At 67.4% G+C, this 17,694-nt stretch carries 15 protein-coding genes; 13 read left to right on the plus strand and 2 right to left on the minus strand.

Annotated features, from left to right (window positions below; genetic code table 11):
• Window positions 1-14 precede the first annotated feature (14 nt).
• The 9 genes from EOV43_RS07295 to EOV43_RS07335 all read left to right on the plus strand — a co-directional run bounded on the left by EOV43_RS07295 (window position 15) and on the right by EOV43_RS07335 (window position 9,003).
• Complete coding sequence (locus EOV43_RS07295) at window positions 15-1,508, plus strand: aldehyde dehydrogenase family protein (protein ID WP_206611422.1); 1,494 nt, start codon at window positions 15-17, stop codon at window positions 1,506-1,508.
• A gap of 225 nt (window positions 1,509-1,733) precedes the next feature.
• Window positions 1,734-2,552: an oxidoreductase gene (locus EOV43_RS07300; protein WP_128220589.1), complete on the plus strand. Its 819-nt coding sequence runs from the start codon at window positions 1,734-1,736 to the stop codon at window positions 2,550-2,552.
• A gap of 14 nt (window positions 2,553-2,566) precedes the next feature.
• Complete coding sequence (locus tag EOV43_RS07305) at window positions 2,567-3,562, plus strand: alpha/beta hydrolase family protein (protein WP_128220591.1); 996 nt, start codon at window positions 2,567-2,569, stop codon at window positions 3,560-3,562.
• 9 nt (window positions 3,563-3,571) lie between these two features.
• A complete protein-coding gene (locus EOV43_RS07310; RefSeq protein WP_128220593.1) occupies window positions 3,572-4,792 on the plus strand; it encodes an aromatic ring-hydroxylating dioxygenase subunit alpha in 1,221 nt (406 codons plus the stop codon).
• Window positions 4,793-5,002: 210 nt separating this feature from the next.
• Complete coding sequence (locus EOV43_RS07315) at window positions 5,003-5,743, plus strand: hypothetical protein (protein ID WP_128220595.1); 741 nt, start codon at window positions 5,003-5,005, stop codon at window positions 5,741-5,743.
• Entirely contained in the window at window positions 5,740-6,741 is a 1,002-nt protein-coding gene (locus EOV43_RS07320; protein WP_128220597.1) for a hypothetical protein, read from the plus strand. The genes EOV43_RS07315 and EOV43_RS07320 overlap by 4 nt, the downstream gene beginning before the upstream one ends.
• Window positions 6,738-7,559: an SDR family oxidoreductase gene (locus EOV43_RS07325; protein ID WP_128220599.1), complete on the plus strand. Its 822-nt coding sequence runs from the start codon at window positions 6,738-6,740 to the stop codon at window positions 7,557-7,559. Before EOV43_RS07320 ends, EOV43_RS07325 begins: the two co-directional genes overlap by 4 nt.
• On the plus strand, window positions 7,559-8,254 hold the full coding sequence (locus EOV43_RS07330; RefSeq protein WP_128220601.1) for a hypothetical protein: 696 nt from the start codon (window positions 7,559-7,561) through the stop codon (window positions 8,252-8,254). Before EOV43_RS07325 ends, EOV43_RS07330 begins: the two co-directional genes overlap by 1 nt.
• Window positions 8,251-9,003 carry a maleate cis-trans isomerase family protein gene (locus EOV43_RS07335; protein WP_128220603.1) on the plus strand — a complete coding sequence of 251 codons (753 nt, stop codon included), beginning with the start codon at window positions 8,251-8,253 and terminating at the stop codon, window positions 9,001-9,003. Before EOV43_RS07330 ends, EOV43_RS07335 begins: the two co-directional genes overlap by 4 nt.
• A 157-nt stretch (window positions 9,004-9,160) precedes the next feature.
• On the opposite strand, the gene EOV43_RS15405 is transcribed toward EOV43_RS07335, so the two are convergent.
• Together EOV43_RS15405 and EOV43_RS07340 are read right to left on the minus strand one after the other, a co-directional pair.
• Window positions 9,161-9,322, minus strand: coding sequence for a hypothetical protein (locus EOV43_RS15405; protein ID WP_164878769.1), 162 nt, complete (start codon window positions 9,320-9,322; stop codon window positions 9,161-9,163).
• Between the two features lie 49 nt (window positions 9,323-9,371).
• Window positions 9,372-10,046: a class E sortase gene (locus EOV43_RS07340; protein ID WP_164878768.1), complete on the minus strand. Its 675-nt coding sequence runs from the start codon at window positions 10,044-10,046 to the stop codon at window positions 9,372-9,374.
• Between the two features lie 102 nt (window positions 10,047-10,148).
• Here EOV43_RS07340 and EOV43_RS07345 point away from each other — a divergent pair, with 102 nt between their 5' ends.
• The 4 genes from EOV43_RS07345 (at window position 10,149) to EOV43_RS07360 (ending at window position 17,447) form a co-directional block, all read left to right on the plus strand.
• A complete protein-coding gene (locus EOV43_RS07345) occupies window positions 10,149-12,299 on the plus strand; it encodes a hypothetical protein (protein ID WP_128220607.1) in 2,151 nt (716 codons plus the stop codon).
• Between the two features lie 108 nt (window positions 12,300-12,407).
• Complete coding sequence (locus EOV43_RS07350) at window positions 12,408-13,808, plus strand: hypothetical protein (protein ID WP_128220609.1); 1,401 nt, start codon at window positions 12,408-12,410, stop codon at window positions 13,806-13,808.
• Window positions 13,798-14,535 (plus strand): ABC transporter ATP-binding protein, encoded by a 738-nt coding sequence (locus tag EOV43_RS07355; protein ID WP_128220611.1) that lies wholly within the window; start codon window positions 13,798-13,800, stop codon window positions 14,533-14,535. The genes EOV43_RS07350 and EOV43_RS07355 overlap by 11 nt, the downstream gene beginning before the upstream one ends.
• Entirely contained in the window at window positions 14,532-17,447 is a 2,916-nt protein-coding gene (locus tag EOV43_RS07360; protein WP_128220613.1) for a branched-chain amino acid ABC transporter permease/ATP-binding protein, read from the plus strand. Before EOV43_RS07355 ends, EOV43_RS07360 begins: the two co-directional genes overlap by 4 nt.
• The last annotated feature ends 247 nt before the right edge of the window (window positions 17,448-17,694 follow it).

A 17,694-nucleotide genomic window follows, 5' to 3' on the forward strand; every position in this document is an offset into this window, starting at 1 on the left:
TTCGAAAGGCTTCCGTGAGCATCCCCACCACCACGGTGAAGCCCTCCGGCGCGGCCTCCGCGCCGGAGAGCTTCACCCGGGAGAACCCCGCACGGGTCGACGAGACCGTCGGCACCGTCACCTTCACCACCCCTGAGCAGGTCGACGACGCCGTGCGCAGCGCCGGCGTGGCCCAGCGTGCCTGGGCGCAGGTCCCGGTCGCCGAGCGCGCCGAGGCCCTGCGCCGCGCCGCCGACGCCGTGGTCCCGCACCTGGAAACCATCGGTGAGCTGATGGCCCGCGAGACCGGCAAGGTCCGCGGTGACTCCATCGGTGAGGCCACGTTCGGCGTCGCAGTGATGCGTCACTACGCCGACCGTGCCGCCGAGATCCTGGCTCCTGAGGTCAGCGACGACGAGCGTGGGCGTCTGGTCATCGACCACCGCCCATTCGGCGTCATCGGTGCGATCACCCCGTGGAACGCGCCGATCATCCTGACGATCCTCAAGGTCGCCCCGGCCGTGGTGGCCGGCAACGCGATCGTGATCAAGCCGTCGCCGTTCGCACCGTTCGCGGTGCAGCGCTTCTGTGAGATCGTCGCCGAGCACCTGCCGGCCGGACTCGTCCAGGTCGTACAGGGTGACGTCGAGACCGCGACCGCACTGGTCGGCAACACCGGTGTCAACCGGATCGCCTTCACCGGTGGTGACGGGGCGGGGCGTGCGATCGCCTCTCTGGCGGGTCGCACGCTGACGCCCAGCGTCCTCGAGCTCGGCGGCAACGACGCAGCGATCCTGCTCGACGACGTCGACCTCACCGACGAGGCTGCCGACCGTCTCGTGATGGCGGCCTTCGCCACCTCGGGTCAGGTCTGCATGGCGGTGAAGCGTCTCTACGTCCACCGTTCGCGTTTCGACGAGGTCGTCGCCAAGATGGAGGCCGCCGCTGAGCGTGCCCTGCACCTCGGTGACCCGCTCGCGGACGGCGTGACCGTGGGGCCGGTCGTCAACGCCGCTTCCCGCGCCCGTCTCGAAGGCCTGCGTGCCTCCGTGGTCGACGCCGGGGGAGAGGTCCGCGAGATCGGCACCGTCGTCGAGGGCACGGACCTGGAGCGTGGCCACTACGTGCGTCCCGCCCTGGCTCTGGGCCTGGACGACTCCCACGTGGTCGTCGCAGCCGAGCAGTTCGGTCCGCTCCTGCCCGTGCTCGCCTTCGACGAGGTCGACGAGGTGGTGGCTCGTGCCAACGCCGGCGACCTCGGTCTGGGCGGTTCGGTCTGGTCGGCCGACGAGGACCGTGCGTTCGAGGTGGCCAGCCGCCTCGAGGCCGGTTTCGTCTTCGTCAACACCCACAACCGCACCGGCATGTCGCTGCGTGCCCCCTTCGGCGGCGTGAAGCGATCCGGTTGGGGTCGTGAGTACGGCGACGAGGGTCTGCGCGAGTACACCCAGGCGTGCGTCACGCACGCTCCGGGCGCGTTCCGGGAGGGTGGCGCCGGATCCGGTGCTGCCGCGTACCCGGGCACCTGACACCTGGATCCGTTCCAGGCACGAGAGGCTCTCTTCCCGGGTCGGGAGGAGGGCCTCTCTGCGTGTCCGAGACGCTCGTTCGACGTCCACCGGGCGGCGGTTCTGAGTCTGAAAACGGCCTGTTTGAGAAAGATTCTCAGAAAAGTCGGCGGTTTCCCGCGACAACCAATCGCTATCATATATAGTCCGGATCAATGATCCCCCTCACACCAACGAGGACGCCACATGAGTGAGAAGATGAAGTTCGTCCAGGACTTCCTGGACGAAGCCCCCGTCACCGACGTCTCCGCCACCTTCGCGGAGTGGCTCGACATCATCGAGGGTCTCAAGAACAAGGCGATGGCTGCCCTGGGTGACCTCCAGCGCGACCCGTCCACTGACGAGCTCGAGGCGTTCGCGTCCGAGGTCGAAGGCGGTCCTTCCGGTCAGATTCGTGCCTACACCGGCAAGAACGTCGACTGGATGATCCACTCGCACATGCAGAACCAGAAGCTCGGCTTCGTCAACGTGCACCTGACCATCTGGCTCGGCCCGCACATCGACGTCCCGCACTTCGGCATGGCGCTGGGCGCTTTCCCGCAGGCCTGGATGTTCATGGACTCCGTGCCGCGCAAGCTCATCCCCACGGACCTGGAGTACTACAACAAGTACTACGCCCCGTTCAACGACGAGTGGCAGCAGATCCACAAGAACACCCCCGGTGTCGACGAGTTCGTCTCGCGTGACTCGTTCGTTCGCGCCACCTACTCGCCCACCGCGTGGTCATTCATGGCCGAGCCGTCGCAGGAGTTCTTCGACCTGGCTCGCAAGACCGCCAACGACCACATGGACCGCTGGCTCCAGTGGGTCGCCGAGGCCACCGAGGTTCCCGCCGAGAAGCAGGCTGAGCTCGCTCAGAACGACCTCAACACCCGCAAGAACATCGCCGAGCTCGACCCGGCCAACGTCGTCGCCGTGCGTTACTTCGGCGAGGAGCGCACCGAGCAGCTCGTCCGTGCCCTGTGGGGTGGCGACCGCGCCCTCCCGCGTCCGCTGGACGCCTGAGGCTCACGCACACCATGAGCAACGAGGTCGTCGTCCGCGCGTACCGCGATGCGGTGCGTGTGGACGACGTGCCCGCGCCACTCGACACGGTCCACTTGACCGTCCGTCACCCGGCGCACCAGGCACGCACTGACGCAGAGCGCATGAGTGGCGCGCTCGCCCCGGACCTGACGTCCGCCCCGTATCCCGTGGTGGTCGTCGTTCCCGGAGTGAACGTGGGCTCGGCCGGCTACACCTGGCTGGCCGCTGAACTCGTCCGCGCCGGCAACGTCGTGGTCACCTACGACTGGGTGGGGGAGTTGTTCCCCGGTCAGACGGGCCTGACGCCCGGTGTCGACATCTCTGTCGCCACCCCGCAGGCCTACGGGACCGCGCCGACCACGCCGGCACTGCGTCCGGTCCTCGACCGGCTCACCGCGCTCAACGCCGAGGGGCCGCTGGCAGGGATCTTCGACATGTCGAAGGTCGCCCTGCTCGGACACTCGGCCGGTGGCACGGTGGCGCTGCAGTCGGCCTCGCCGGTGTGGTTCCCCGAAGTGGGTGCCGTGATCACCTACGGCTCGCACCTCATGGCGTCGCAGATGCTCGGCTTCGAGCCCGGCACGCTGCTCGCCAGCCCCGCCACTGTCCCGGTGATGCTGCTCAGCGGCACCGAGGACGGCGTGGTGAAGGCCAGTTCCATCCGGTACGGCACCGAGGTCACCGACGCGTCCCACGACCCCGTGGCGCGCACCTGGGCCGAGGGCCTGCCGCACGCGGCGGAGTCCTGGTTGGTGCAGTTCGCCGGCGCCGGGCACCTGTTGCCGGTGCAGCCGGAGGACCCCACCTCGGCTCGAGGCTTCCTCGAGGCACCCCTGGTCGCAGACCAGGAACCTCTCCGTGAGATCTTTGTGGCCCTCGTCACAGAGTTTCTCGCCACCCATCTTGGCAAGGACCCGGCAGCCGCCGAGTCCCTGTCGCAGCATTGTGAAACCCCGTCCCCACTGATCGCCGTTCTCCGGCGACGCTAGGAGGAAACCGTGTTCAAGAACTTCTGGTACGCCGTCGAGTTCAGCCAGGACGTCGTCGCGGGCAAGCCGATGAAGGTCAAGCTGCTCGGTCAGCAGCTGGTCATCTACCGCAAGGGCAGCGACAACTCCGTCGTCGCCATGTCCGACCTCTGTGTCCACCGTGGAGCTGCGCTCTCCGACGGTGAGGTCAAGGGTGACTGCGTCACCTGCCCGTACCACGGCTGGGAGTACGAGCCCGACGGTGCCGTCAGCAAGATTCCGGCGCACCCCGACAAGCCGATCCCCCGCAAGGCCCGCGTCGACTCCTACCCGACGGTGGAGAAGTACGGCTTCGTGTGGATCTTCATGGGCGACCTGCCCGAGGAAGAGCGTCCGCCGATGCCGGACTGGTCGCTGATCGACGACACCGTGAACTACCGCGCCGTGCGTGGTTCCTTCCTCTGGAAGTCGAACTACGAGCGCATCCTGGAGAACGGCGTCGACGTCGCCCACACCCCGTTCGTCCACGGTGGTGTCTTCGGCAACCCGGAGAAGCCCGAGGTCGCCGACTACGACGTGGAGGAGACCGACTGGAGCTGCAAGATCTCCGTCACCCTGCACCCGCCGGCATCCAAGGGCATGTGGGGTCTCATCAACCCCAACAAGAAGCAGTCCCTCAAGGAGCGTCCGCCGGTCAAGGTGTCCAACACCTGGTGGCTGCCGAACATGATCCTGCTCGAGGTCGACACCCCCATGGGTGCCATGAAGATCTACGACGTCAACATCCCGATCGACGAGGAGACCACCCTGGTCAAGTTCGTCGCTCTGCGTGCGTTCTTCAAGGGTGCCTGGGCCGACGCCGACGCCAAGCGTCGCGTCTTCAAGGTGCTCTACGAGGACCAGGTCATCGTTGACGGCATCCGTCCCGAGCTGCTGCCCTTCGACCTCGCCTCCGAGCTGCACGTGAAGTCGGACTACAACGCGGTGCTGTTCCGCCGTCGTCGTCAGGAGCTCATCGACATGGGTTGGTCCGTCGAGGGCAACACCATCGTCGGTGAGGGCCCGGCCCGCGTCGAGGCCCGCGTCATTCCCTCCCCGGCTCGCAAGCTCGTGCCCGAGCTGGCTTCGGCCTGGAACTTCAAGGAGGTGCGCAGCCGTCAGATCCTCGAGGGCCGCGCCCCCCAGATGATGACCACCGCCGAGCGCGAGGCCATCGACGCCGAGACCGCGGCGGCCGCCAACAAGAAGTGATCGTCCGCCGCGTGCCGTGACCCCCGAGAAGGTCACGGCACGCGGCGCACCCGGACTGGGGACGCTCGTGCAGCGTTCCCGGTCCAGGACCCAGGCCGGACACCGACACCGGTGGCCGGCCTTCGTCGCTCTGCGCCCACACGTGCGCGAGCGGCACTCGGGCGTGCGCCCGAACCATCCCCGCCACCACTGACACGAAGAGGTAGTCCCATGACGCTTCCCGCTGATCTCTGCATCTCCACCCTCGACAAGATCGTCGCGAACACCGGATCCACCGAGATCCTCGGCGCCGACGGCGGCCCGGTCGAGGTCCTGACCTCCGTCATGGGTCCCGACCCGGTCGGTTCGGTCCGCGTCTTCACCGGTGACAAGGTCGCCAAGATCGTCTACATCGGCGTCGTCGTCCCGCAGATCGGCCTGGACTCCCACATGGTCTTCGCCTTCATGCCGGAGAACTCCCCGGTCCCGCACTACACCCTGGACTCGGTCCAGGCCGGCGGCCACCTCGCCTTCCACCTCGACCTGATCCAGCGCGTCGACGCCGGTACCCACATGGTCACCACCGACTGGTCGCACACCCCGATCTCCGAGGCGTTCGAGAAGCTGACCTCGTCCGAGGGCCTCTCCAAGGCTGCCCTCGAGCCGCGCCAGCTCACCGTCATGTCCTCCTGGATGGTCGCGAACCGCGCCACCGAGGAGGCCTTCGCAGCGCTCAACGAGCCCGTCAACGCCTACCTCGACCACTGGCTGACCCTGGTCAACAACGAGATCCCCGCCGAGGTCGTCGCCGACGTCGCCGACACCGACCTCGCGGTGCGTGACGCCAAGAACCGCGCCCTGCTGTTCTCGCCCGAGGTCGACAAGGTCTGGGCCCAGATGACCCGTCTGCTGGGCGAGGAGACCGCCGAGCGTCTCCGTCTGCACCTCGTCTCCAACGACCTCCCGGCATGAGCCAGGACGTGAACGCCTCCGCGGAGGTCCCCGCCGTCGAGACCGCTGAGGTCGAGACGTCGGAGTGGCAGAAGCGGATCGAGGGGGAGTGGCACGGCATCCCCGCGCTGTTCGACGCCCAGGGCAACCACGTCGGTTTCGAGTACATCGCCCGCGCCTCCGAGGTCACCGCCGAGGGTGCGCGTTACTGGATGGACTCGAAGCTCTCGGGCGCGGGTCCGCTGCGCAACCGTTTCGAACTGGGCGCCCAGTTCGACTTCGGCGTCGTGGACTCCGACACCAACCGCGTCTACACCGGACCCGACTTCTACGGGACCGGGCAGCCGTACGGCTTCTTCGTCGAGGCGAACTACTACTCGCCCGGTTGGCAGGCCGACCTGCGCACCTGGAACCAGGTGCTCGCCGACGGCGAGACCCAGGTGTACTCCTCGGTCCTGCACGACGGCTGGGCCGTCTGCGCCGTCTTCAACGGCATCTACAAGCGGACCACTGACCGCGAGACCAACCCCGAGACGCAGAAGTTCGTCGACGAGTGGCGTGCCCTGGAGACCGAACGTGGCTCGCGGCCCCAGGTGCTGCCCACCAAGGAGAAGGGCGCCTGGACCGGCACCCTCTTCCTCGACAACGCCGACCAGACCTCGCCCACCGGCGCGGTCCACGTCACCATCGAGCACGAGCCCACCTCGCTCCGCTCGGCGCGTCACACCATCACCTGGACCGGCGACCTGGAGCGGAAGTACACCTTCGACCGCTACCGCGACGGTGCCCGGACGATGTTCGAGGGCCCCGAGGTCTTCGGCAACGCGACCTCCTACGGCCGTGCGCTGTTCACCACCCAGCACATCATGGGTGCCGACGGCACCGGTGTGGAGAAGATCCGTGGCCGTGAGGTCCTGATCGACCCCACCACCCGTGAGCTCGCGATCGTCTGGCAGCTGATGTCGGGCGAGACCACCACTCACTGGGTGCACGGCTCGCTGCAGTGGGAAGCCCGATGAGCACCGCGATCGCCCAGAGCGGCGCCGACAAGGTTGTCGTCGTCACCGGCGGCGTCCGTGGCATCGGTCTCGGACTCGCGCGTGAGTTCCTCGCCCGCGGAGCCAAGGTCGTCGTCTGCGGCCGCTCCCAAGGTTCGGTCGACGCCGGTCTCGCTGCCCTCGCGGCAGGGGACCGGGCGACCGGTCTGGCCACCGACATCACCGACCGCGCCCAGGTGCAGGCACTGTGGGACCACGCCGTGGCGACCTTCGGTCGCGTCGACGTGTGGGTCAACAACGCTGGCATCTCCGCCCCCAAGAAGCCCATCGTCGACATCGAGCAGTCGGTGATCGAGGACGTCCTGAAGGTCAACGTCGTGGGCACGCACAACGCCTGCGCCGTGGCCGCCAAGGGCATGGCCGCGCAGCCGACCGGCGGATTCGTCTGGAACATGGAGGGCTTCGGCTCCGACGGACGGATCCAGGACGGCATCGGCGTCTACGGCACCTCCAAGTACGGAGTTCGCTACCTGACGAAGGCGCTGGCCAAGGAGAACAAGGAGGGCGCCGTGAAGTTTGGTTTCCTCTCTCCCGGCATCGTCGTGACCGACCTGCTCGTCGGTGACTACGACGGCGACCCCGAGGGCTTCGAGAAGGCCAAGAAGATCTTCAACATCCTGGGCGACAAGGTCGAGACGGTCACCCCGTTCCTCGCTGAGAACGTCCTGGCCGCCACGAAGAACGGCGCTCGCGTCGAGTGGCTCACCAACGGCAAGGTGATGAAGCGCTTCCTGACCGCCGGCTTCACCAAGCGCGACCTCTTCACCGAGGCCAGCTGATGGCCGCCGGGACCGTGGACGTCTGCGCCGAGTACGGCGTGGCCCTGGCCGTGGAGGACTTCGTCCCCTGCATCCTGGCTGCCGCTGCCCTCGTCGTCCTCGTCCAGGCAGTGCGTGCGCGGGTTCCGCAGACGTTCCTGCCGGCGGCCGTCGGTGCGGTCCTGATCGCGGTCGGCGGTCTCTCCAAGGCGTCATGGAAACTCCTGGTGGCCAGCGGCTGCTGGGAGTACCCGATCCTGGAGCAGGTGCTGTTCCCGTTCATCTCCTTCGGCTTCGCGGCCATGGCGTGGGCAATCCTCAGTGCCTCCAAGGGGAACGTCGTCGTGGGGTGGCCCTTCGCGCTGATCCCCGTGGCGTGTTCGGTCGTCGCAGTCGTGGTGGGCAACATGTTGCCGCTCCTGGCGTCAGCAGCCATCGGTGCGACGTTCTTCGGCGTCACGGCAGCGACCGTGGCTTTCCGGGCCGGCAAGCGTTCGGTGGGTTGGGTGTTCGTGGTCTACGTGCTGGGCACCAACATCCTCCCGCCGCTGGGTGCGCAGCCCAACCAGACCGCTGCGCTCCAGTGGGCCGAGCAGCTCACCAACTCGTCCATCCAGTTGCTCTTCCTCCTGGGATGCCTCTGGCTGCGCGAGCACTTCAAGAACCAGCCCACCGAGAACCCGGTGGCAGAAGAGAAGGCAGGAGTTCCCGCATGAGTGGAATCGACCGTCTGGGATGGCGCAAGAAGTTCGGCGTCATCGCCCCGAGCACGAACACCATCGTGCAGCCTGAGTTCGACATGATGCGCGTCCCGGGTGTCACCTCGCACTACGGCCGCATCTTCATCCCCGACGGTCGCATCGCGACCGACGAGGGCATGGAGAACCTCCTCGTGCAGATCCGCGCGAACATGGACGACTGCGTGCGCAGCCTCATGACCATGCAGCCCGACTACATGGTCATGGGCATGAGCGCCGAGACCTTCTGGGACGGCGTCGAGGGCAACCGTCAGTTCGTCAAGCAGATCCAGGACCTCACCGGCGGTCTCGGCGTGGCCACCGGAGCCGAGGCGTGCGAGCGCGCGCTGAAGCTCTACGGTGCCAAGAAGATCGCGGTCGTGACCCCGTACACCCCCCTGGGTGACGCCAACGTCCGCAAGTTCTTCACCGAACTCGGCTTCGAGGTCGGCGCGATCAAGGGTCTCTGCGTCAACAGCGCGGTCGAGATCGCCCAGGTCACCGAGCAGCAGCTGCGTGAGGCACTGCAGGAAGTCGACGGCGACGACATCGACGCCATCGTCCAGTGCGGCACCAACCTGTGCATGACCGAACTCGCCGACGAGGCCGAGCGTTGGCTCGGCAAGCCGGTCATCGCGATCAACGCCGCCACCTGGTGGATGGCGCTGCGTGAGAACGGCATCGAGGACAAGCTGCACGGTTACGGCAGCCTCCTGCGCGACCACTGATCTCCTGCCTCCTGTGAGGTGATCAGGAAGGGTCCCGGACCAGCAGGTCCGGGACCCTTCTGCATGCCCGGACGCGTGGTGCCCGCGACCTGCGCCGGAATGCATCAGGCCCCGCCCGTCAGGGTGACGGGGCGGGGCCTGTGCGGAGCTGGTCAGGTCACTCGTTGCCGATGATGATCTGGTCGAACGGCAGGAGCGGCTCGGCCCAGGGGAAGACCCAGTACAGGAGCACCACGACCACCATGGTCAGCAGTGCCAGGCACTGGAGCACCTTGGCCCAGACCGGACCCGGGAGAACTCGCCAGAGAGCTGCGTACACGTGCGTGACGTCCTTCGGTTGTGGGGGAGCGATCGGTGAGGCCGGAGCCTCAGGCGGGCTGCTTGAGTTCGGGGCGGCCTGCTTCGGCGGCGACGCGCTTGGTCAACTGGGTGCCGACGACGTAGCGCTCGGTGGAGCCCCAGCGTGGGTGACAGGTGATGATCGTCATCTGACGCTGCTTGGCCTTCTTGCCCGGGTATCCGGGGACGGGCTCGAGCAGGGACATCGCAGTGGGCGGCACGATCTGGGTCCAGGCGACGGTGTAGACGAGCCACTCGTCGTTGGTCTCCACCAGGATCTCGTCGCCGACCTCGATCTCCTCGACCTTCGCGAAGGGCTCGCCGTGCGTGGCGCGGTGGCCAGCGATCGCGAAGTTGCCCTTCTTGCCAGGCATGGCGGTGCCCTTGAAGTGTCCGGGGCCCTTCATGAGGTCCTCGTTCTCGGTGCCCTCGACGATGACCTGTTCCCAGTCGTCGCCGAAACGGGGGATGTGCATGATCGCGACCCCGTCGCCGTTGGACGGCTTCGCGGGCAGCTGGATCTTGCCGTTGCTGTCGGTGGTGCGGATCTCCGCGAGCAGGTCAGCCTGGACCGCCGCGTTCCGGTGACCGGTCCAGACCAGCAGGTAGAAGGCGAACAGCAGGAGTACAAAACCAGCGGTCAGCGCCAGTTCCGCAGCGAGGCGCACGGTGTTCGTGATGAGGTTGCGAAACGTTGTTGACACGTAATGAATATATCATCGCCTAGAGTGATCCAGATCGCATCGAGCACGGAGGTACAAGTGGGATCCAGGTCGAGGCTCTTCGCAGCAATGACTCTCGTCGTCATGCCTGTTGCGACGGGACTGCACGCCAGCCCGAGTTTCGCGGCTGAGGCCGTGCGGGCGATGGGAGCGTGCTGGGTCTACACCCCTGAAACCACGGGCATCGCCGAGGATGACCTGCTGGGTCAGCTCACCGCACCCGTGCAGTCCGACGGCATCGGAGGCGACGTGGCCACCGCGCCCGTGGCCTGGAGCCCGGACGCCGATGGCGCGGAGCTGCGCCTGGAGACCTCGGGCGGTACTGCTCGAGGATCCGAGCGCTCGATCTCCCTCGAGCTCGCCGACGGCCCCGTCCTGGACGCGACCACGCGTCGCGAAGGCACTGCGCACGCCGTGCTGCGTCTGATCGCCCCCGGCGAGGACGTGGCTGCTGAGCTGACGCCGGAGGAACTCTCCGAGCGCATGCGCATCGCGAGCACCGAGTTCGCCGTCGAGGCGGGAGAGCAGGCCGACGGTCTGGTCTTCACTGCCGAAGACGTGATCGACCTCGTCGACGAGGGTGAGTACCGCGTCGTCCTGCAGTCGGTGCACTTCGTCGTGACCGAGGAGACCGTTCCCGGGTCCGTCACCACGCTGCACTGGGCGTGCAACGCCCAGCAGGGCACTGAGCCCACCGCCTCGGCGGCGCCGGCCCCCGGCGGCACCGAGGTCGTGCCCGCGCTCAACCCCGCCGCGAGCCCCGAGCCCTTCGTCGGGGTCATGTCGGAGTTCGCGGTGCAGAACACCTCGCTGCTCCTCCTTGACGACGTCCGGGGCCAGGTCGGCACTGCGGCCGCCCGCGCCGGAGACGTGCTCGTGCTCAGTGCCAGCGGCATGGAGACGTCCTCCTCCTTCAACGTGGGCTTCGGGCCCGCCGGTGGTCCCTACGTCCTCGACAACATGGTCGTCACCTCCGACGAGGAGGGCGTCGTCGAGCGCTTCGAGGTCGCGGTTCCCCAGGGCGCCGTCGTGGGTCAGGGCGAGGTCACCCTGGTCAAGATCGGCACCCCCGAGGTGCCGAGTGCCCCCGCGGGTGTGCCGCTCTCGCTGCGCATCCTGGGGGCGCCGGTGCTGACCGCGACCGAGACCGTCGGCGACGAGCGTCTCGACGTGGTCGTGGCCGGTGTCGGGTTCGACCCGCTCACGCAGGTGCGAGTGCGCGGTCGTGCCGGCGAGGCTGCCGCCTCCGACAAGGCCGTCGAGGTCTGGACCGACGTCGACGGCGCTTTCACCACCGACTACGTGCTCACTGACCTCGACGCCACCGCCCTCCGGGCGCGCCAGACGCGTGAGGCCTCCTTCGGCGAGCTCACTGCGCGCGTCGAGCTGGCCAACGCGGTCCCGGGACCCAGCGGGTCCAAGCCTCCGGTCACGCCTCCGGCCGAGGTGCCCACTCCCATCACTCCGCCGGTGGCGGTGCCCCCGAGCGTGCCCGCGCCGAGTGTTCCCGCGCCGGTGGTCCCCGCCCCGATCGCCCCGATCGCCCCGACCGCTCCGCCGCTCAACATTCCGCTCCCGGAGACCGCGCCCATTGTCGAGGTCCCTGCTCCGGAGGTCCCTGACGCCATCGCCGTCGCCGAGCTGAAGCTCACCGAGCCCACGCTCGAGGGATCCGTCTCGATGGGTGAACTCTTCGGCGGTTCCTCCGAGCGTCGGGTGGTGTTCGAGGTCGAGAACGTCGGTGGCGCCGCCGCCGACGACCCGGACGTGCTCCTGGGCATCGGCCGAACGGCCGACGCCACTCCGAGCACGGTCGCCACCAGCCTCGGCACCATCGAGCCGGGCGCCCGCGTCGCAGTCGGCATCAACCTGGCCCTCCCGATGGCCTCCTTCGGCACCTACCAGGTGGTCGGTCAGGTCGGCGACGAGACCGCGACCTCCTTCAGTGTCCGTTGGGACACCTATCCGTGGGGTTTGTTCGCGGCCAATGTGGCGGGCGTCGGCCTGCTGGTCTGGGGTGTGTCGCGTCGTCGCACCAAGGCTGCCCCGATCCCCGCGGGTCCGGAGACGGCAGAGGCCGGTGCCTCGGTGGTCGATCTCGATGCACTCGACAAGTGGTGGAAGGAGGGCAAGGTCGTCCACGCGGCGCCCGAAGTCCTTGAGGACAACGACTCCGTCGTCGACCTGGATGCAGCAGATCGGTGGTGGGCGCGAAACAAGGGCAATGTGTCCTGATGTGATGCGCCGCACGTATAGATCCTATATTCTTTAATCATTCGTATTCCCCCCGTCTGAGGAGTAGCTGTGGCAGCAGGCAGGAAGAGGCAGGCTCGGAGCTCGAGCATGTGGTCCGACAAGTCAGCCCTGGTCCGTTCGGGCATCGTGTCGGCAGGCCTCGTGCTCTCGCTGGCAGCGTGTGGCGCGCTGATGCCGGGTCAGAACCCCGGAGGCGGGGCCGGCCCTGCCCAGCCCCAGGCCGGAGACGGCCCCGGCGTGACCGAGGACTCCGTCAAGGTGGTCTTCGTCGGTACTGACCTCACGGCTGTCGAGGCCATCACGGGCTTCAAGACCGAGCCGCCCGGTGACCTCGCCGAGCAGGTCGAGGCGCTCGAGACCTGGGTCAACGCCAACGGCGGCATGGGCGGGCGCAAGCTCGACGCCGTCTACAAGCTCTACGACGGCATCAACGACAGCGTCGCGGCCGAAGAGCAGCTCTGCAACCAGATCACCCAGGACGAGAAGGCCTTCGCCGCCGTCATCACCGGTCAGTTCCAGACGAATGCGCGTCCGTGCTACGCCAAGCGCAAGACCGTCGTCATGGACGCCACGCTGCTCGCCTCCGACCAGGAGTACTACGAGGAGCTCGCTCCCTTCCTCTGGTCCCCGTCCTACCCGGAGCTCGGAGCGCACACCCGCGCCCAGCTCCAGGTCCTGGACGAGGAGGGCTTCTTCGCGGCCGGCGCCGGTGGCCTCGGTGTCGTCGCGGCTGACAGCCCCGTCAACAAGCGCGTCTACGAGAACACCGTCGTGCCGATGCTCGAGGAGAAGGGCGTCGACTTCAAGGTCTCCTGGATCGACACCACCGACATGGGCACGCTCAACACCACGCTCGGTGAGGCTGCCGGTTCGTTCCGTGACCGCGGCCTGAAGAACGTCGTGTTCCTCGGTGGTGCCCGCATGGCGTCGATGTTCTCCACCGCTGCCGGTGCGATCAAGTACGAGGCCCGTTACGCGATGACGAGCTACGACAACCCGACCTACTTCACCAACAACGGTGACGAGCTCTCGTCTCCGTCCATGCGCAACACCATGGTCGGCGTCGGCACCACCCCTGCGCAGGAGGTGACCCAGCCCGACAGCCACCCGTTCCCCTCCGCCGAGGAGGAGAAGTGCATCGGCATCTACAAGGAGGCCGGTATCACCTGGAAGACCCGTGAGGGTGCTCGCGTGGCGCTGCCGTACTGCGACGCGATCATGATGCTCAAGCTCGGTGCCGACAACGTCGCCGAGGGTGACGACTTCAACGCCTGGACCTGGTCCGACGCGCTCAAGGCCAACGCCTCGGAGTACCGCACGGCTGCCGGGTTCGGCAACGGTCTGGTCGACAAGGACGGCAACTGGAAGGGATACGGCGGTTCGGGTGGCTTCAAGGTGATGCGTTTCGCTGCCGACTCCCAGAACGCCGAGGGCAAGATGGGCGAGTTCCTCTACGAGGGTGAGGAGCGTTCCTTCGATGACCAGTAGTCCTGCGTTGGTCGTCGACGGCATCCACGCCTCGTACGGCCCCCTGCAGGTGCTCTTCGACTCCAGCCTCCGGGTGGAGCGCGGCGAGATGGTGGCCCTCCTGGGCCCCAACGGCGTCGGCAAGAGCACCCTGCTGAAGGTGATCGGCGGTCTGTTGACCCCCGACGCCGGGACCGTCTCGATCCTCGGCCAGGACCTCACCTCCGCCCCCACTCGCAAGCGCGTGGAGGCCGGGCTGTGCCAGGTCGTCGGACAGTCCTCGTTCCCGTCCATGAGCGTGGTGGAGAACCTGCTCATGCACGGCTACACCAACTCTGACCGCAAGTGGACCAAGGAAGCGACTGAGGCAGCCCTCGCCGTCTTCCCGCGTCTCAACGCACGTCGCAACCAGGCAGCCTCCACCCTCTCGGGTGGAGAGCGACAGATGCTGGCCCTGGCCAAGACCATCGTGGGTGACCCCAAGCTCCTCGTCGTCGACGAGTTCTCGCTCGGTCTCGCCCCGGTCGTCGTCGGTGGCCTCATGGACCTGGTGCGTCGTCTCAACGAACGTGGAGCCTCGATCCTCCTGGTGGAGCAGTCCGTCAACGTGGCGCTCTCCCTGGTGCACCGGGCCTACGTGATGGAAAAGGGCACGATGATCGCTGAAGAGGACGCTGCCGTCCTGGCCGCTGACCCCGAGCGCGTCGCCGCGCTGATGCTGGGCGGACACGCGGAGGCCCACGCATGAGCCTCCTCGCGACCGCTGTGGGCGGTGTCTCCCCGATGATCCTCGACGGGTTCGACTTCGGAGTCGAACGAGTCGTCATGGGTCTCTTCAACGGCATGACCTACGGCCTGCTGGCTGTCGGTCTGGTGCTGGTCTACAAGTCCAGCCGCTTCGTGAACTTCGCGCACGGATCCATCGGTACCTTCGGTGCCTCCGTGCTCGCCTTCCTGGTCCTCGACCTGAAGTTCCCGTTCTGGATCGCCTTCGTGGTCGCGATCGCGGCCGCGGGGGCTCTGGCCGCCGGTATCGAGGTCGTCGTCGTGCGGCGCCTCAACGGCCGCCCGGCCCTGATCGGCATGATCGCGACCCTGGGTCTGTCCCAGCTGATCGCGGGCATCGCGCTGCTCCTGAGCAGTGCCACGGGTCTGAAGTACCCCATCGCCCCGTTCCTGCCGACGTTCTACATCGGCACTCTCGAGGTCGGCCCGCCGCACATCACGATGCTGATCCTGGGCACGGCCCTCTTCGTGGCACTGTGGTGGTTCCTGTACCACAACAAGGTCGGCATGGGCATCCGTGCTGCCGCCGACGACCCGGACGCCGCACAGCTCGAGGGCATCCCGGCGCGCCGCATGGCAGCGCTCGCCTGGTGCATCGCCGGTGCCATCGCGGCATTCTCCGCGATCCTGGTGACCCCGACGTCGTCGAACATCTCGATCGAGGGCATGGGACCCGAGCTCCTGCTCAAGGGTCTCGCCGGTGCCGTCATCGCTCGCATGGCGTCGATCCCGATCGCCGTCGTCGCCTCGCTCGGTGTGGGTCTGGTGGAGCAGTTCCTGCGCTCCAACCCCGACACCGCGAGCCTGGTGAACGTGGCCATCGGCCTCATCATCATCGTCGCGTTGCTGTCCCAGCCTGCCCTGGGCCGTGCCGGCAAGGAGCGCGTCAGCTGGCGTCGCGTGGTGGCAGAGCCCGTCCCGGCGGCCTACAAGGAGAACATCGCGTTCATCCGTTGGGCTCCGCGGATCGGCCTCGTGCTCGTCGCCTTCATCTCCATCGGCCTGGCCTACTGGGTCACCAACGAGACCGCTTCGGCTCTCACCAACCTGATCGGTTACGCGCTGGTCGGCATGAGCGTCGCACTGCTCACCGGTGTGTCCGGTCAGCTCTCGCTGGGTCAGTTCGCCTACGCCGGCATCGCGGCCGCCATGTCCGCCCAGGCCGTCAGCAACTCAGGCAGCTGGGTCTTCGGTGTCTTCTGCGGCATCCTGTCGGCCGCCGTCATCTCGATGCTGGTCGGTATCCCCGCGATGAAGCTCAAGGGACTGGCGCTCGCTCTGGCCACCTTGGCGTTCGCGCTGGCCTCGGTCAGCTGGATCTTCCGCCTGGACTTCTTCCTGGGCAACGGCATCGAGCCGGCCAAGCCCACGGTCTGGGACTACCCGGTCGAGTACGCGAAGGACTACTACCTCTTCTCGCTGCTGCTGCTGACCATCGGCTTCATCGTCACCGACAACGTGCGCAAGTCTGGCTTCGGTCGTTCGCTCCAGGCGCTGCGCGACAACGAGGACGCCTCGCGTGCCCTCACCGTTCCCGCTCGCCTGCGCAAGTTCCAGCTCTACGGCCTCACGGGTGCGCTGGCCGGTCTGGGTGGTGTGGTCATCGGCCACAGCCAGACCCAGCTCACGGTCAACTCGTTCCCGTCGGGCGCCTCGATCGACGTCGTCGCGATCGCGGTGGTCGGTGGTCTCACCGTCACCAGCGGTCCGATCATCGGTGCTCTCGTGATCATCGGAATCCCCGCGCTCTACCCGCTGGGCATCTTCGGTGGTGCGATCCTGTCGATGGTGTGGCTGGCGATCGTCATCGCCCTGCCGGACGGTCTCGGTGGCGTTCTCATGAACTGGCGCAACCGCTTCTACGACATGCTCGCCCGTCGTCGTGGCATCGATCCTGTGCACGTCCGCCTGGGCCCCGCGACCCCTGCGGTCTCGCCGCTGCAGCAGGCCCTGGACCTCAAGGGTCTGATGGACGGCATCACTGACCTCGATGCCGACCACGTCGTCCCCGGCACCGGTGCCCCGATCCTCACGATCAACCAGATCACCAAGCGCTTCGGTGGCGTGGTCGCCGCCGACGGTGTCGACTTCACCGTCAAGCACGGCGAGATCATCGGCATCATCGGCCCGAACGGTGCCGGCAAGACGACGCTGTTCGAGATGGTGGCCGGCTTCACGGTCCCCGACTCGGGCAAGATCGTCTTCGACGGCCTGGACGTCACCAAGGCGTCGCCGGAGAACCGTGCCATCGCTGGTCTGGTCCGCTCCTTCCAGGACGCGGCGCTCTTCCCGACCCTGACGGTCCGCGAGACCCTCATGATCGCTCAGGAGCGCGTCGCCCCCAGCCGCCTGTGGTGGTCCATGTTGGGCGTCACGTCCGCGGAGAACGCCAAGGCTGAGGCGGCCGAACTGCTGATGGCCCGGATGGGTCTGGACGCCTACGCAGACCGCACCATCGACGAGCTCTCCACCGGCACCCGCCGCGTGGTCGAGATCGCCGGCCTGCTGATGCTGTCGCCGCGGGTCCTTCTGCTCGACGAGCCCTCCGCCGGTATCGCGCAGAGCGAGTCCGACGCCCTGGGTGAGCTGCTGCTCAGCATCCGACGCGAGTTCGGCACCACGATGGTCGTCATCGAGCACGACCTCCCGCTGCTGTCGAACATCTGCGACCGGATGATCGCGATGAACCTGGGTCGCGTGATCGCCTCCGGCACGCCGGACGAGGTCCGCAACGACCCGGCCGTGGTCCGCTCCTACCTCGGTGGGGACTCCGCGGCGATCAACCGCTCGGGTCTGCATGTGGTCGAGGACGACGAGGACTCTTCGGTCAGTCTGAAGAAGTCGGAGAACAATCTCCCGGTTCCGACCGTCTGAGGCTTCCCCATGAAGCAAACTTCATACACATTGGAGTGACATCTCCGCCCGCGGACGCTTCGGTGTCCGCGGGTGGAGCTCCACCACAACTTCAGGACCAGCGGAACTCTCGCCGGTCCTGTCAGCACCCCGCAGTACTGCCCCGCCGTCCTGACGGTCGGGCGCAGCCCCGAAGCAGTACCCAGCAGCACCAGCACCATCCCGGCGCCGGCACCACTGACAGTCGGCGTCGATCGAACACCGATCA

The organism is Nocardioides yefusunii (assembly GCF_004014875.1).
GTDB lineage: Bacteria > Actinomycetota > Actinomycetes > Propionibacteriales > Nocardioidaceae > Nocardioides > Nocardioides yefusunii.

Bases quoted from the DNA above. Each gene is read 5' to 3' on its own strand.
- EOV43_RS07305 (WP_128220591.1), top strand. From the start codon at position 2,567: ATGAGCAACGAGGTCGTCGTCCGCGCGTACCGCGATGCGGTGCGTGTG.
- EOV43_RS07345 (WP_128220607.1), top strand. From the start codon at position 10,149: ATGCCTGTTGCGACGGGACTGCACGCCAGCCCGAGTTTCGCGGCTGAG.
- EOV43_RS07325 (WP_128220599.1), top strand. From the start codon at position 6,738: ATGAGCACCGCGATCGCCCAGAGCGGCGCCGACAAGGTTGTCGTCGTC.
- EOV43_RS07330 (WP_128220601.1), top strand. From the start codon at position 7,559: ATGGCCGCCGGGACCGTGGACGTCTGCGCCGAGTACGGCGTGGCCCTG.
- EOV43_RS07360 (WP_128220613.1), top strand. From the start codon at position 14,532: ATGAGCCTCCTCGCGACCGCTGTGGGCGGTGTCTCCCCGATGATCCTC.
- EOV43_RS07315 (WP_128220595.1), top strand. From the start codon at position 5,003: ATGACGCTTCCCGCTGATCTCTGCATCTCCACCCTCGACAAGATCGTC.
- EOV43_RS07355 (WP_128220611.1), top strand. From the start codon at position 13,798: ATGACCAGTAGTCCTGCGTTGGTCGTCGACGGCATCCACGCCTCGTAC.
- EOV43_RS07350 (WP_128220609.1), top strand. From the start codon at position 12,408: ATGTGGTCCGACAAGTCAGCCCTGGTCCGTTCGGGCATCGTGTCGGCA.
- EOV43_RS07320 (WP_128220597.1), top strand. From the start codon at position 5,740: ATGAGCCAGGACGTGAACGCCTCCGCGGAGGTCCCCGCCGTCGAGACC.
- EOV43_RS07300 (WP_128220589.1), top strand. From the start codon at position 1,734: ATGAGTGAGAAGATGAAGTTCGTCCAGGACTTCCTGGACGAAGCCCCC.
- EOV43_RS07335 (WP_128220603.1), top strand. From the start codon at position 8,251: ATGAGTGGAATCGACCGTCTGGGATGGCGCAAGAAGTTCGGCGTCATC.